At 38.3% G+C, this 14,615-nt stretch carries 10 protein-coding genes; 2 read left to right on the forward strand and 8 right to left on the reverse strand.

Features of this window, described 5'->3' with window-relative positions; all coding sequences use genetic code 11:
* Positions 1-143: 143 nt before the first annotated feature.
* The 5 genes from cas2 to LV85_RS14945 all read right to left on the reverse strand — a co-directional run bounded on the left by cas2 (position 144) and on the right by LV85_RS14945 (position 9,939).
* The gene (cas2, locus tag LV85_RS14920) at positions 144-491 is read right to left on the reverse strand and encodes a CRISPR-associated endonuclease Cas2 (protein ID WP_111320841.1); all 348 of its coding nucleotides are present in this window, start codon (positions 489-491) and stop codon (positions 144-146) included.
* Positions 484-1,377: a type II CRISPR-associated endonuclease Cas1 gene (cas1, locus tag LV85_RS14925; RefSeq protein ID WP_111320843.1), complete on the reverse strand. Its 894-nt coding sequence runs from the start codon at positions 1,375-1,377 to the stop codon at positions 484-486. The genes cas2 and cas1 overlap by 8 nt, the downstream gene beginning before the upstream one ends.
* A gap of 673 nt (positions 1,378-2,050) precedes the next feature.
* Positions 2,051-6,649, reverse strand: a complete 4,599-nt coding sequence (cas9, locus tag LV85_RS14935; protein WP_111320845.1) for a type II CRISPR RNA-guided endonuclease Cas9 — start codon at positions 6,647-6,649, stop codon at positions 2,051-2,053.
* Between the two features lie 371 nt (positions 6,650-7,020).
* Complete coding sequence (locus LV85_RS14940) at positions 7,021-8,703, reverse strand: AMP-binding protein (protein ID WP_111320847.1); 1,683 nt, start codon at positions 8,701-8,703, stop codon at positions 7,021-7,023.
* A 78-nt stretch (positions 8,704-8,781) separates the two neighbouring features.
* The gene (locus LV85_RS14945; protein WP_111320849.1) at positions 8,782-9,939 is read right to left on the reverse strand and encodes an acyl-CoA dehydrogenase family protein; all 1,158 of its coding nucleotides are present in this window, start codon (positions 9,937-9,939) and stop codon (positions 8,782-8,784) included.
* Between the two features lie 173 nt (positions 9,940-10,112).
* On the opposite strand from LV85_RS14945, the gene LV85_RS14950 reads away from it, so the two are divergent.
* Together LV85_RS14950 and LV85_RS14955 are read left to right on the forward strand one after the other, a co-directional pair.
* Positions 10,113-11,075, forward strand: a complete 963-nt coding sequence (locus LV85_RS14950) for a phosphotransferase (RefSeq protein WP_111320851.1) — start codon at positions 10,113-10,115, stop codon at positions 11,073-11,075.
* On the forward strand, positions 11,075-12,319 hold the full coding sequence (locus tag LV85_RS14955) for an ADP-ribosylglycohydrolase family protein (RefSeq protein WP_111320853.1): 1,245 nt from the start codon (positions 11,075-11,077) through the stop codon (positions 12,317-12,319). The genes LV85_RS14950 and LV85_RS14955 overlap by 1 nt, the downstream gene beginning before the upstream one ends.
* A 143-nt stretch (positions 12,320-12,462) precedes the next feature.
* Here the strand turns inward: LV85_RS14955 and LV85_RS14960 are convergent, their stop codons facing one another.
* The 3 genes from LV85_RS14960 to pncA all read right to left on the reverse strand — a co-directional run bounded on the left by LV85_RS14960 (position 12,463) and on the right by pncA (position 14,579).
* On the reverse strand, positions 12,463-13,050 hold the full coding sequence (locus LV85_RS14960; protein ID WP_111320855.1) for a hypothetical protein: 588 nt from the start codon (positions 13,048-13,050) through the stop codon (positions 12,463-12,465).
* Positions 13,051-13,425: 375 nt separating this feature from the next.
* Positions 13,426-13,941, reverse strand: coding sequence for an acyl-CoA thioesterase (locus LV85_RS14965; RefSeq protein WP_111320857.1), 516 nt, complete (start codon positions 13,939-13,941; stop codon positions 13,426-13,428).
* Between the two features lie 2 nt (positions 13,942-13,943).
* Positions 13,944-14,579, reverse strand: coding sequence for a bifunctional nicotinamidase/pyrazinamidase (gene pncA, locus LV85_RS14970; protein ID WP_111320859.1), 636 nt, complete (start codon positions 14,577-14,579; stop codon positions 13,944-13,946).
* Positions 14,580-14,615 lie beyond the last annotated feature (36 nt).

Raw genomic sequence — 14,615 nt, forward strand, 5'->3', positions numbered from 1 at the left:
TGTCTGGTATGCTGTTTTTTATGTCCATTTTTAGAATTATAAAAAACTAGGGATTTCAGGTTGACAATTTTGTTATTTGGTGAGATTAATTTTCCAAAGTTTTAAACTTTTGGGAAATTTTAGACTGAAAGAGTTATCAATATCTAGAACAATTCTAACTGCTGAACTGGTTGTTCTTTTTCTGCAATTGATTTTCCATGAAATAATTCCATCATTCCAAACTGTCGATCAGTAATCTGCATAATCCCCACCTTCCCCTTTGGCGGTAGATTTACCTTTACTCTTCGCGTGTGAACTTCGGCATTTTCCCTACTGGCGCAAAAACGCATGTATATCGAAAATTGAAACATAGCAAATCCATCATTCAGCAATTTCTTTCGAAAAGAAGATGCAATCTTTCGATCTTTTTTAGTTTCCGTTGGCAGGTCAAAAAACACTAAAACCCACAAACTTCGATATTGATTAAGCCTGGAATAATAATTTTCATGCATACTCTGGATAAATAATCTTTCTGCTTATGCCCCTAAAACACTCATACAATGAGTTAGTAGTACGACTGGCCGCAACCATCAGCGGACTCTTTTGTCCGTCAATTGTCACATCCAGCGCTGGAATGGTCAAAAGCTCCTTTTTGAGAACAATGGTCAATTCCTCATAGTTATCTTCTGTTTCTACAATATGAGAAACCACCAGATCCACAAATGGTCGATATGGCTCCATAATATCATCTGCCAGACAATAAGCATTGTACTTATTGTGATGCCATATTCCCAGATTAGGAAGCAAGCCTGAGGAAACCAAAGCCCTAGCTATTACAGCCCTCAAAATCGCATACCCATAGTTGAGTAAATTGTTTGGAGGAATACCTGCTTGAGCCCTACTGAAATCTGGGATATCAAAAAGACTTTGCCAATAAATTGCAGCAGCTTGAGCCTCGTAATTCCCTGTGTCACCAGATTTAACATTTTTGGCCAAATACTCTATGCGCTTGCTTGTCTTACCTTTCTCATTTAATAAAGCATGCTGATTATGAATTTTGGCAGTGATAGTTTGTTGCCATAAGTTTTTCTTCAGTGGCAGGCTAGCATTCATTTGGTACCCAATTCGCTCAGTCTGCTCCGTATGCCCATGCATGGGAAGTAATAGCCCATCGGGAAGGTGTTGGGCATTGCAAGTCACTATCGCAACCTTTCGATCGGTCAATTTGCCCAGCAAGCCATTTGTTATCGTAATTTGCTGATCCTCTAGCACCACCATACCCAGATCCTCAATTGCTATTGTTCGCACAGGTTTATCGTCTGGAAATCTAATCACCAACTGTTCGTTCTTTGTACTCAGATAGGCTGGGTTACCAAAAAAAAGCGTTCGTTTGATCATCGATAATCTCGTTAATATAAAAAGACCTGCTGGTCCGCAGCTGCTTATAGGCAGGTCTAGCCTTTTTCTTATTCAAAATCTTTATTGATTAGCTCATCCTTCTTAGATCCCTTCAATTGATTGAAATGATTCTAGTTATCAAAGAAGTTCTAATAATACACTCTATTTAATAAAGACACTTGCCCCAATGTCTGATACGCCTTCCAGCTAGACCAGTTCCAATCTCTCAAATCCTTGGTAAAACCATGCATAATTGATTTTAGATGAATATATAAAAAGGTGTCCTGCCAGTGTCTCTCAGTTATAATAGCTTTTCGTTTGAAATTTTTGACGAATAAGATTCCTTTTCTTTGATAAACTTTATTGAATGATTGGGTGTATGAACTAAAACAATTAGAAAATTGCTTGGACACCAACTTTTCCAAAGTATCAAACTTTGGAAAAGATTTCGTTAACTGAACATCATCCTTCACTTTCACCAGCAAATGGAAATGTTTAGGCATCAAGCAATAAGCATAGGTGTCCGCCACTTCCCCTAAATACTTACCATATGGCTGAAGAAAAAATCTATAATTCCCCTTCTCCCTGAAAGTATTTTCTGAGCACCATTGTTTGAATTTTAATTTCACACTTCAATCAGCCATTCTAACCTGGAAAATTAAAATGACTTCAACTATCGTATAATAAAACCTATTCTGTCTGCTGATATCTTAATACAGTTTTCCTTTATTGATTTTCCATCTAAAGTTGATTCCATCTTGTTCAATTGAGTAAATTCTACTTTATCAACAATGGCTTTTGATACCGAAAATGGTATAGCATAGAGCCTTTTCCCTGTAAAACTAACCACTCTATATATTTCACTTGGCAATATATTTTCTGAAAATGACTTGTTGATTCCCACACTCAAACCTTTCTTTTCTGGTGTAGATAAATAGATCAAATCATTTGGTGATAAATAAAACAAAAGTAAATCGTCATTTTCATTCCTCTCAGGTACTGATGTTAAGCCTTGTTTCTGCCTCTCAATCACAATATTTAAAGGGACGGTTTCATATGCTCTATTTCCATTTTCATCTTGATAAACAGCGAAATAAAGATTAGTTCCTTTTGCGGCCTCAACGAATTTATAGGATTTATTGCCTTTTTGACCCACTGCAAACTTATTACCTTTCGTTTCGTAGGTTCGTACTTTCAGAATTGGCTGGTGAGGTTTTCCTCGGTTCAAAAGAAGTATATTCTTATTCATTTCTTCAATTCCCTCTGGCGAAAAAGCTAACAATGAAGCTGGTGTATTCTCTCCTTTCTTATCCAAATCCCCTTTATACCCGTCTAAATGCTTAAGAAGGATTTTCTGAATTCCAGTATCAGTTATTGATTCTATCTTTTTTTCATCAAAAGTATTATCTATTGAAACTCTAGATGCTACATTATCATTTTCCCAATAGAAAATTTCAACTCTAGTAATAGATTGTTCCTGAAATTCATTATTGATTTCTCGGAAGTGTTTTGAAATTTTCTTTTTATCAAGTCCAATAGACTTCAATCTTTCTAATTCTATTCTTAACGGTTTATCAACTATATCTTGAATAGTATTAAGTGCCTGATTTAAAGAGACCCTTTTTTTCTTCCTTAATCGCACTAGGCCTGAAACTGTATCCTTATGCATCGGTTTTCTGATAGCCCAATTCACCCCTTTTTGTTCTACCTTTTGTTTTGTTTTTTGACCATCAACTAATACCCATTTTTCATATTTATTTGTTGCTTTATTAATTACCCTCAAATTTTGTTTAAAGCTCACAATGATTCTAGATAATGCATATTTGGCATCTATAGTTAGACTTCCCCACGGCTTAATAAATTCCTTTGGCACATCTCGTTCAATTCTTTTACCCGTCTTAGGATGCGAATAAATTATTCTTTCATACCTTCTGAGCTTTCTGTTGAGATCAAAACGTTTGGACGAATTAGCATGCTTGTTATTCAATAAATTAACATGATCTCTCGTGGCACAGGCAATGACCAAAGCATCCATTGCATGATGACGATGATCAAGCCGTTTCTTTGAAAAGCCCTTGGATAGCTCCAATGGCACGGTTGGAAGGAATTTCTGGTGTTTTTTATTCCAACTAGTAAATTGCGTAGAGTTAGTCAAGGTATTCATCCGCTCAAAACGAGGCAGAACCAATTCGTTCCATACATCATTCAACCCCCAATCGTGTTTGAGTTCATTGGTGATTCTACCATTTACTGAAATGATGTTTTTCGAATTGACTCCATCATCATTACTATCCGACCTTACAATATTGGACAATAGAGACGTGATGAACTTGCTAATATAACGAGTGTCATTTAACTGTCGTTCAATCATTTTCTCTGGAATTTCTTCCATCAAAAGTTTAAAACGTTTTGACCTGTTTTTGGCATAGTGTTGTTTTACAAACTCCTCATAAGCTTCTACTTCAAAAATTCGAGCGGTTTTACCCAGCCCCAAATCAACGATTTCTCCATGATGGTTTTTTATAAATTCCATTCCAATTTGGTTGTCTTTCACCTTATTAATTGCAGATTCGCAAATAACCTTATTATTAAAGCTATCATCAAAATAGCGACTTTGGGGAATAATGTGCTCTATCTCATACGATGGCGTAAAAAGCTTATTTAATGGTATGGTTTGTCCTGTATATGGCGAACAATACCTTTGTTCTAACCATAATTTATACCTCCTCAAATCAGAACTCGAAGGCTGTGGAGTCTTACTGATTTTAAGGATATCATCTTCTATTTCAATATCTGAATTGAGAACTCCTTCTTCATAGATTTTTAAAATCTCATGTTGCATCGGGGAATAGGGACGTACATTTTCCACACTAGCATCATGTAACATTTCTGCCAATAGGGCTTTTATTCGCAAGTTGGTGTTTTCATTTTCAGTCACCTGATTAGTAATTCGTTTCCGGTCATCGGCAGTATTTTTCATCTCCCTTCCTAATTCAACATGAATTTCACTGAAGAAATCTTTTACTCCATTTCCATATTTTGACCAAATATCTTTCACCACACGCATAGTTTCTGTGATCACCTGCTCTACAATAGGGTTTCGAAGTGAGTGCTGTCTGAAATCTTGAAGGTATTTCTCCAGATCATCAACAGAACTCCATTTTCCTATTTCAGCAGCTTCAGCATGACGACCATAGACAATATATTGAGCCAACCAGAGCTGTAAACCTTGAAAATGACTTTCTTGTGTGAGGTTAAATGCTTTTTCTCTTACGCGATTTTTAATGGTCACATCAAATTCTCCAGTTAGGATCTTATCAATTCTTTCCTGTGTTTTTGGATCTACTGCCTCCCAATCCCAAGATTCTCCTATCCTCATGAGTGGTAAAAGCTTCTTTATTGCTTTTTCAGAAAAAGCCCCATATTCACTTTTAAAAGGGGGAAATTTTATAAAGGACTCTACAAAAGACCTTTCATCCAGCTGATTTTTGACTGCAAAAGATTTTAATGCCTTTTCAAAATCTATTTTGTCTGTCACTGAATATATGATATGCCAAAGCTGTTGTTCTAGTTCTCTTGTCAAAAAACCATCTTCAACACCTTCTACTCTATCCAATCTGGTTGTAATTAGAGTTTTAGTTTCGTTACATGGGTATTTTTTATCCTCTACATATCTCCAACGATATTTCTCAGCCTCGGCATTAAGCAATTTTCCTTTAAATCCTTTTCGTTCAAGCAAATATTTCATCAAAGGTTTCTGCTCTATTTCTTTTCTGCTATTTAAAAAAGTAAATAATCCCTCCCAATCTTCTATGCTACTCAAAAATTCGTTCGTCAGATTATCACCATCATCCTCCTTTCTATAAATAGATAGATTATAGATCCATTGCCATATTCTAAATTCCTGATAATAAGGATTTGATTTGGGAATAGCTTTCAATGGCTTTAGCATCTGCTTTCCATTTTCATCTTTGAGCAGTTTCCCATTTTTATCTTTCATTGGTCTAAATTCCAAGGAACAATTACCAATTGATGATTTCTGACTTTTCAATGGACGCTGATAAAAAATAATATCTTCTAAAAACAAATGGACAAAATCCTTTTTCCCCAAAATAATTTGATGAGCTTCATTGTTTCTATACAGCTCTCGAATACAAGCATTATAAAAATCTTCACTTTTCAATTCAGAATGAAACTCAATTTGCTTTGTTAAAATCTGCTTAAACTCATCTTTATAAAACTTTCGTTCGATAGTACTAACTAACTTTCCTTTGATCTTCTGTTTGGGTTTCAGTAAAAGGAAATCATAGATATATGCACCAACGGTTTTTTGTGACTGATCAATTTCCTGTTCAGTTTTCTTCTTAACCAAAGTCCAATCATTCTCCCCAGGCGCTCTGAAACTTCTTTTCTCATTGCCTTCCTTATCAGTTTTTAAACTTCCATCAATATTAAGATCAGTAGTTACAATAAAATCTCGAACCTTATCTTTCCAATCAAACAAAGGTGTTTTACTCGACCTCCTATATACCCATCCATTCTCCAGCATCAAAGAATACCAAATTTCTGCTTTACCCTTTTGGGCTTCATCTGCTATTACATCCACTATTTTAAGTGAATGGAATTCTACTTTCTTATTTGGATTGTCTTCTTCTTCCTCGCCTCTTAATTGATAGTATCCCCGTTTTTGGTTGAAATTCAGAATGATCCAAGCCAACTCCTGTTTGGAGATTTTATTGATCAATGCCTTCTTGCGTAGGTAATAAATAGTCCAATCATAAGGTACAAGTGCCGGTTCACCGTTCTTATTAATCAATAGTTGAGGCTGGCTTTGACGGAAATCCTCTAACATTTCATTAAATGATTCTTTAAAAAGAAAATCAAATTTTGTCTTATTCAGCTCTTCATTGTGAATTGGACGATAAGCCAATTTAGGTTCAGTTTCGTATTTAAACTTTCCTAATCGCCTATCAAAATCTATTTGTGAGGCATAATGAGCAGGTAAAAAATCCAATACATTTAAAACCCGATGTAAACGTTCTCTTCTTAGCAAATGTCTCTCCTTAATACGTCTGACTCCTCTTAATCTAGTACGTTCAGCAGTTTGAGAAATGGAGTTACCTCTTCCAAATTCACCCAAAATATCTTGGGACATTGGTATAATTCTACTTCCCATACCCAAAATCTCACCTTCCTTATTGTCAAAATCCTGATTAATCAGCGCCCAACCTATCGAGTTAGTTCCTAAATCCAATCCTAAAATTCTTTTCATATCGTTTTAAAAATTAAAGTTTAAACCTATATTTAAGCAACATTTTGAAAGCAATTCACAATAAGGATTATTCCGTTGTGAAAACATCCAAGGCGGGGCAACTCGCCTTTTTTTAACTCCATTTTCTACCTCCATCCATAGAATTTCTATCATTTGCTAATATTTACCCAACCTTAAGAGGTAGGTTGAAGCCATATTATTCTCATCAAATAAATAGTATTAAAATATTCAACAATGATTAACTTCATAGAAAATCCATATACTTAATTGGAGTTAACAACCTAGGTATTGGCAAAATACTGACTCCCACACAAAAAAAAATACCCTGTGCAGGGTATTTTTATATCATTTTAAGCAATTGACTCCAACCGTCAACTTTTGATCTTCTCTAGGTGCGCTTCCTTGATCTTTCTTCTTAGAATCTTACCCACATTGGATTTTGGGAGTTCGTCGATGAAGTGCACTTCTTTTGGACACTTGTAGTTGGTCAGGGATTCATGGCAATGAGTGATGATCTGCTCCTGAGTGATTGACTGATCTTTCACTACCACGTAGGCGACCACTCGCTCTGTTGATTTGGGATCTGGAATTCCTATCACTCCTACTTCCAACACGCCTGGAAAAGACGCAATCACATCTTCCACCTCATTAGGATATACATTGAAACCGGAAACAAGGATCATCTCCTTTTTGCGATCTACGATTTTGGTGAAGCCGTCTTTGTCCATAACACCGATATCACCAGATTTGAACCAGTCACCCATCATCACTTCAGCTGTTTCTTTTGGTCTATTCCAGTAGCCTTTCATCACCTGCGGCCCTTTGATGCAGATTTCACCACGCTCACCTGTAGGCAAAATATTTCCCTCATCATCGATGATCATCATTTCTGTGTTGGGCAGCGGGATACCGATAGTACCATTTCTTTCCGTGCCATCTATTGGATTGCAGGAAGCTACAGGAGAAGTTTCTGTAAGTCCATAGCCTTCGGCCAAAGGGGTTCCAGTCACAGCCATCCACTTTTCAGCAGTAGCTTTTTGCACAGCCATTCCTCCACCTACTGCTATTTTCAACTTACTAAAATCTAGGGACTTAAATGCTTCTTGATTAAGTAGACCATTAAACAATGTATTGACTCCTGTGAAAACCGTGAATTGCTTTTTGGACAGGTCTTTACAAAAAGCTGGCATATCGCGCGGATTAGTAATCAACAGATTGTGTGCTCCGATTTTGAGCATCGCGAGACAGTTTACCGTCAAGGCAAAAATATGATACAATGGCAAAGCCGTAATAACGATCTCCTCTCTCTCCTTCAACTTTGGCCTCATCCAAGCTGAAATCTGCTGCATGTTAGCAACAATATTTCCATGGGATAACTCTGCGCCTTTGGACACCCCAGTGGTACCTCCAGTATATTGGAGAAAAGCGGTATCCTCCAAACTGAGTTCTACGGGTTTGAACTTATGGTGAGCCCCCTGAGCCAATGCAGATTTGAATGATACGGCCTTTGGAATAGAATAAGCTGGCACCATCTTCTTGATGTACTTCACTACCAGATTGACGATGGTTCCCTTGGCTCCTCCAAGCAAATCCCCTAAACCAGTCACAATCACATGCTTTGCTGGAATATCAGCCATGATTTTCTCTAGATTGCTAGCGAAATTGGCAACAATGATGATCAAATCTGCCCCGGAATCTTTGAACTGATGCTTCATTTCTGAAGATGTGTAGAGGGGATTAGTGTTCACCACGATCATCCCTGCTCGAATCGCCCCAAACATAGCCACGGGATATTGAAGCGTATTAGGCATCTGTATGGCCACTCTAGAGCCCTTTTTCAAGCGCAGAACCTGAGTCAAATAGCAAGCAAAATCCTCACTGAGCTTGTTCAACTCATTAAATGACATGGTTTTCCCCATGCACTCGTATGCAATAGCATCTCCGAAGTTCCTTACACTTTCTTCAAAAAGCTCTGCAACACTAGTATAAGCAGTATAATCTACTTCTTTTGGTACAGATTCCGGGTAATGCTTTAGCCAGGGAAAATCCTTCATGGTATACGTTAATATTTTGGGTGTATCTATTTTTGTTGAATTAATTAAAATCTTGGCTTAGGTCAAAAGATTTCTTGCCTATTTCAAAATTTTTCTTGCAATCAGCTCTTTCATAATCTCATTGGTTCCGGCATATATACGCTGAACTCGCGCATCTGCATAAGCTCGTGCCACGCCATAATCCCACATATATCCGTATCCGCCATGTAGCTGTACACATTCATCAGCCACTTTGCATTGCAACTCGGTCATGTTGTATTTGGCCGCTGATGCCATGGCAGAATCCAGTTGCCCATCGTTGTGAAGCTGCACCAGGTAATCACAGTATATTCTTCCCTGTTCTAATGCTGCGCACATCTCGGCAAGTTTGAATCGAGTGTTTTGAAACTCTGAAATTGCTTGATTGAAAGCCTTACGCTGCTTTACATATTGGATAGTCTCTTCCAGCATATATTCCCCCAGGGCTACAGCTGCCAGCGCTACCACTAAGCGCTCCTGTGCAAGCTCTGTCATCAAATACTTAAAGCCTTCTCCCTCCTTGCCTAACAGATTCTCTTTTGGGACTTTTACATCTTCAAAAAATATCTCGCAGGTATCCTGTGCATGTAAACCCACTTTTTCAAATGGAAGCCCTTTGGTATAACCCTTCATACTATTATCTAGCAGAAGCAAGCTAATTCCCTTAGCTCCTTTCTTCGGATCTGTCTTTACTGCAACTACTACTACATCAGATAGATAACCATTTGTAATGAAAGTTTTGCTTCCATTGACCAAATAATATTCTCCTTGATCTTTGGCGCTGGTACTTATGCCCTGCAAATCACTTCCTGCCCCTGGTTCAGTCATGGCCACAGCTCCTATATATTCACCAGAAATCATCTTTGGAATGTATTTTTCTAAAGCTGCCTCTGTAGCATAATGTAAGATGTATGGCATCACAATATCGCTGTGAAGTGGGTATCCAATCGCTGGACCTGAGCATCCACTCAAACCAAGTTCCTCGATCAAAATAGCATTGTACCTGAAATCCTGAATATTCATCCCCCCGAGATTCTCCGGAGCTTGTATTCCCAAAAAACCATTTTCACCAAGTTTGAGCCAACTTTCTCTGGAAACCATTTTATCCTCTTCCCACTGTGAATTATAGGGAGTAATATGCTGCGCAATAAAATCTCTGACGCTAACTCTGAAAAGATCATGCTCTTCAGTGAAAAGATTTCGGGGTAGTCCAAACATGCTGTCTGTAGTTAAGGGTTTAATTCAGATCAAAAATAGGGATTTCTAAAAGGTACACTTTCAGTTTGTCTGCAAAAAGACCTTTTGCAACTGATTTTTCAACTTTATTTAAAATGTGCGCTTCTGCGTAAACTTTATTATAGTTTCGAAACTTATAAGCCAAACTCAGTACCATGATTGATTTAAATGAGCATTCAAGTCTAGAAATGCTACAGGCACTCCCTCTCTGGAAGGAAAATGAACAGCTACTGTCGAGAGAGTCCGCAGGGGAAAGCAATATGAACCTAGTATTGCGTATCAATACCAACTTACGATCTGTCATCCTAAAGCAATCTAAAGCTTACGTACGGAAATTCCCACAGATCCCAGCACCTATTGAGAGAATAGAGATTGAGCATACTTATTTCCAATTGCTTCAAGGAGATGAAATATTAAAGCAATACAGCCCGCGAATTTTACTTTACTATCCTGAGGAGCATATTTTGCTTATCGAAGACCTGGGAAATGGGATTGATTTCACCTTCCTATATAAGCCAGCTTCACAGTTAGCTTACGATGATTTAGAAAGTTTGAGTAAATATCTGAATGCTCTTCACCAATTGAAGCTGCCTAATTTCCCAGATAATTCGGCCATGAAAAAATTGAATCATGAGCACATTTTTCATTTTCCGTTTTTAGAAGAAAATGGTTTTGACTTGGATTCAATTCAGCCGGGTTTACAAGAACTGAGCTTAACTTATAAAACTGATCATCTCCTCAAAAATGCCATTTCAAAGCTATCAAAGCGGTATTTGGCAGATGGAGACTGTTTATTACAAGGGGATTTTTACCCAGGATCTTGGCTCAAAACAACAGATGGATTGAAAGTGATTGATCCCGAATTTGGCTTTATGGGTGAACGAGAGTTTGACTTGGGAGTATTCGCAGCTCATCTCGACTTGGCTCAACAAGAAGAAAGTGTGTTCAAAGATTTCTTGCAACTTTATCAGCATCCTTTTTCCATGGAGCTTTTGAATGCTTATCAGGGTGTTGAAATTATGAGACGACTGATTGGTATCGCCCAAGTCCCAGTCTCTTTAGATTTAACCCAGAAGAAAAGCTTACTTGATAAAGCTAGAATGCTAATTTTGACTTAATGAAATATTTAAGTCTAGCTATTATTGTTCTTGCTATAGTATCCTCCTGCGGCAACAGAGAGTCCAAAGTTCCTATCCAGTTTTCTGACCAAGAAGTCCCTGAAATAGGGCTGACGGAGAAACAATTGCATAACAAAATCTTGGGCATGCTGGTGGGATCAGCCATCGGTGATGCGATGGGCGCTCCTACAGAAATGTGGTCAAGAGAGGACATCAAGTTAGAATATGGATTTGTCGAAAGTTTGGATTCTATGGTCAGGGAAGTTTCTCCAGAAGGAATTTGGATTGCAAATCTCCCAGCAGGTGGGACTACAGACGATACGAGATGGAAAGTCCTTACTTCCGATTACCTGCTTACTCAAAAGCAAGATGAACTGAACACAAAGGATTTTGCGAAGCAAATACTTAGGACTTACGAATCTTATACCAAGGAATTTAAAGAAATAAAGGGTATAGATCCAGAACCCTTTGAAGCAGTAACGCTCAAAATGGGTTGGCTACAGGAATGGGCAAAGGTTAGTCAGCCCTTCATTGAGGACAATCTGGTAGCTTATGCAGATTCCTTGGGCAAATTCTATGGTGGCGAGATGGTCTGTGCAGGCTTACTTTACTCTCCTACCTTGGGTTCTTTTTTCCCTGGGAATCCTGAAAAAGCCTACGCTGAGGCATACAAGCTATCCATTTATGATATTGGCTACGCTAAAGATATCTCGGCACTTGCCGCAGCAATGACATCGGCAGGAATGAAACCAGGGGCAACAAAAGAAGATTTACTCGCTTCTCTCCGTATAGATCCTGCCAATTATTTCGAAAGCAGACTGGTGGGTCGTACAGCTCATAACATCCTAAAAAATGCGCTAATGATTTCTGCAGAAGCTGCTAAACTAGACACTCTGGGAAATCAACTCATCGCAGATAGTAAAGCCTTACAATTTGCATTTGCGGAGCTTGATCAGAGATTGCAAGATATGCCATTCCATGCAGGAGAAGTATGGCTTCAGACACTTACAGCTATGATTTACTCCGACTTTGATTTCATGGGAACGATGATGTTTCTGGTGAATTATGGTAGAGACAATGACACCACAGCTGCTATAGCTGGCGGGATCTTAGGGGCATATTACGGCTTTGATAAGCTCCCTCAACTCGAAAGAGAAAAAATACTTTCTGTAAACAAAGAGCTACTTGGCATAGACCTAGAGCAAACCGCAAATGAGCTGACGGCGCATATGGTAGGAAAGTGAGGAAGATAATGCATTAAGATTTCAAAGTACATACACAAAATTGTGTCCTCAATGTAAACCTTTCTGTCCTGCGTGGTAAAAAGAAACGAAAAAACCCCAAATCGTTAGATTCAGGGCTTTGACACAAGAGGTTGGTTTAGAATTCAAATATATATGGTACGAGTTCTTCCTTTTGCGTCAGTTACTTCGAAATAGACATCCTCAGCATCAACTCCGTTTAACTTGTAGTTTTTACGGAATCCTTCAGGCTGATCCACCAATTCTTCGTGTACCAATCTATCACCAGCTACTGTTTTGATTTTGACATCTACACCAGCTTCTTCTAGTCCTATTACAACGAGGTTAATGGTATAGTCATTAACTTTTTTACCATAAGCCATTAGAGGATAGACAACTGGAGTTGGCTCTTCTTTCTCTACAGTCTCCACAGTGTAGGTCACTTGCTCATCTTCTGTGGTAATCATCACCTGATACTCTGCACATGGCAGACCGTTCAAATCGTAAGGCACATGTACCTCATCCTTTGCTTTGACAGATCGCTGATGAAGCTTCTTCCCATTCATATCCAAAATGGCAATTTTTGCTTTTCCCACACCTTCATTTAGATGTACGGAGATTTTCTTGTAGTTCGTGTGAACGGTTGAGTTTTCTTTCAAATCCTCTGGCCCATTAGCTGCAAAAGTACTGGTAGCTAAAAGTCCTGATAGTGCTAGTGTTAATAAAGCTTTCATAATATTGTTGGTTTAGAGTTATGCTTCATCCTGTTGCGAAGCGCGTACCAACTGTGCCAGAAAGGGCTTTTAGAGCTTATTTGAGAGCTTTTCTATTTTGCAAAAATTAACATTCAGGCAAAATATAATTTGGTTACCCACTCAATTTTGTAATAAGAACTGTTTTGAAACTGATCGGTTTAGCCTGAATTTGTATTGAACCCGAACAGTTTAGGACTAAATCTTAAAAAAAGCGGGTTACACTTTATTATAAATATTAGTAAAAATTAATTTTCAAAATATTTGTAAGTGCTTGAATTCAAATATTTTAAAAAAACAAAACCTGTACGCAGGTGTACAGGTCTTGTTCGCTGAGATACAGAAATTTGATTTATATCAAATGTTTTTCATTGCCTGAGCAAGTGTTTTTACCCGATCTTTCACCTGAATCCCAGAGATATCAAGATTCATAGAGGTCGCTGTCAAGAAATCATTGACAGCCCCAGAATGATCAGTGGACTTCCCTTCTGCAAGCGTCACATAGCGCATGGTGGACCAAAGCAGCGTCTTCAACTGGGTCTCAGAATCATCCGTCATATAATACTCCAGAACGATTGTGTTATGATTATGCCAGATGATGCGACTCTTAATGCGAACCCATTCCCCTACCATCGCTGGCTTGACATAGGAAATATTATGATTATAAATCACCCAAGCCGCCTGATACTTTTTGATGAAATCCATCATTTCTACGCCATAAAGCTTAGGTACTTGGTCTTCCCGCGCGTTGAAAAAGTAATCGAAATACTTTGCGTTGTTTAGGTGTCGAAGTGGATCACAATCCTGAAATCTGATCAGAACTCTGCTTTCTGTTTCGATTGGGTAATGCTTTTCTGAGTTATATTCAAACATGATTAATTTAGTATAGCTGAACTATCAATAAGGTTTACTCCTCCGTTTTTCATTTCTTGTAGAGCTTTGTCACCATCCTCTGGATTTAGGTTCACTGCCCGTGTCGCATCGCTAATTAGATAGGTTTTGAAGCCTAAACTCACAGCATCCAATGCGGTGAATTTCACACAGTAATCCTGCGCAAGTCCTGTCACGAAGACATTCATTATTCCTTCGTTATGAAGAAAATCACCCAAACCAGTCATTTCTCTTCTGGCATTGTCAAAGAAACCTGAGTAGGAATCAACTTCAGGATTTTTGCCTTTTTGGAAAATCGCCTTCCATTTGATTGGATTTAATTCTTCATGAAATTCCGCTCCTTCCGATCCCTGTACACAGTGAACTGGCCATAGAATCTGCGACAATCCCGCCAATTCAATCATCTCACCGGGGCTTTTCCCCTTATGATTTGCAGCAAAGCTTCCATGATCTTCAGGGTGAAAATCTTGCGTAGCCACTATAAAATTGAATTTCTCCTGCAAAGCATTGATGACAGGAATGACTTCATCGCCCTGACTGACCGCCAAAGCTCCGCCCGGGAGAAAATCATTTTGCACATCTACTATAAGTAATGCACTATTTTTCAGATTCATTGCCATTTTCTACTTGTTTAGAACAGCCCAAGGAAGTGTCTT

Origin of the sequence: Algoriphagus chordae, from assembly GCF_003254055.1 — a bacterium.
Classification (GTDB): domain Bacteria; phylum Bacteroidota; class Bacteroidia; order Cytophagales; family Cyclobacteriaceae; genus Algoriphagus; species Algoriphagus chordae.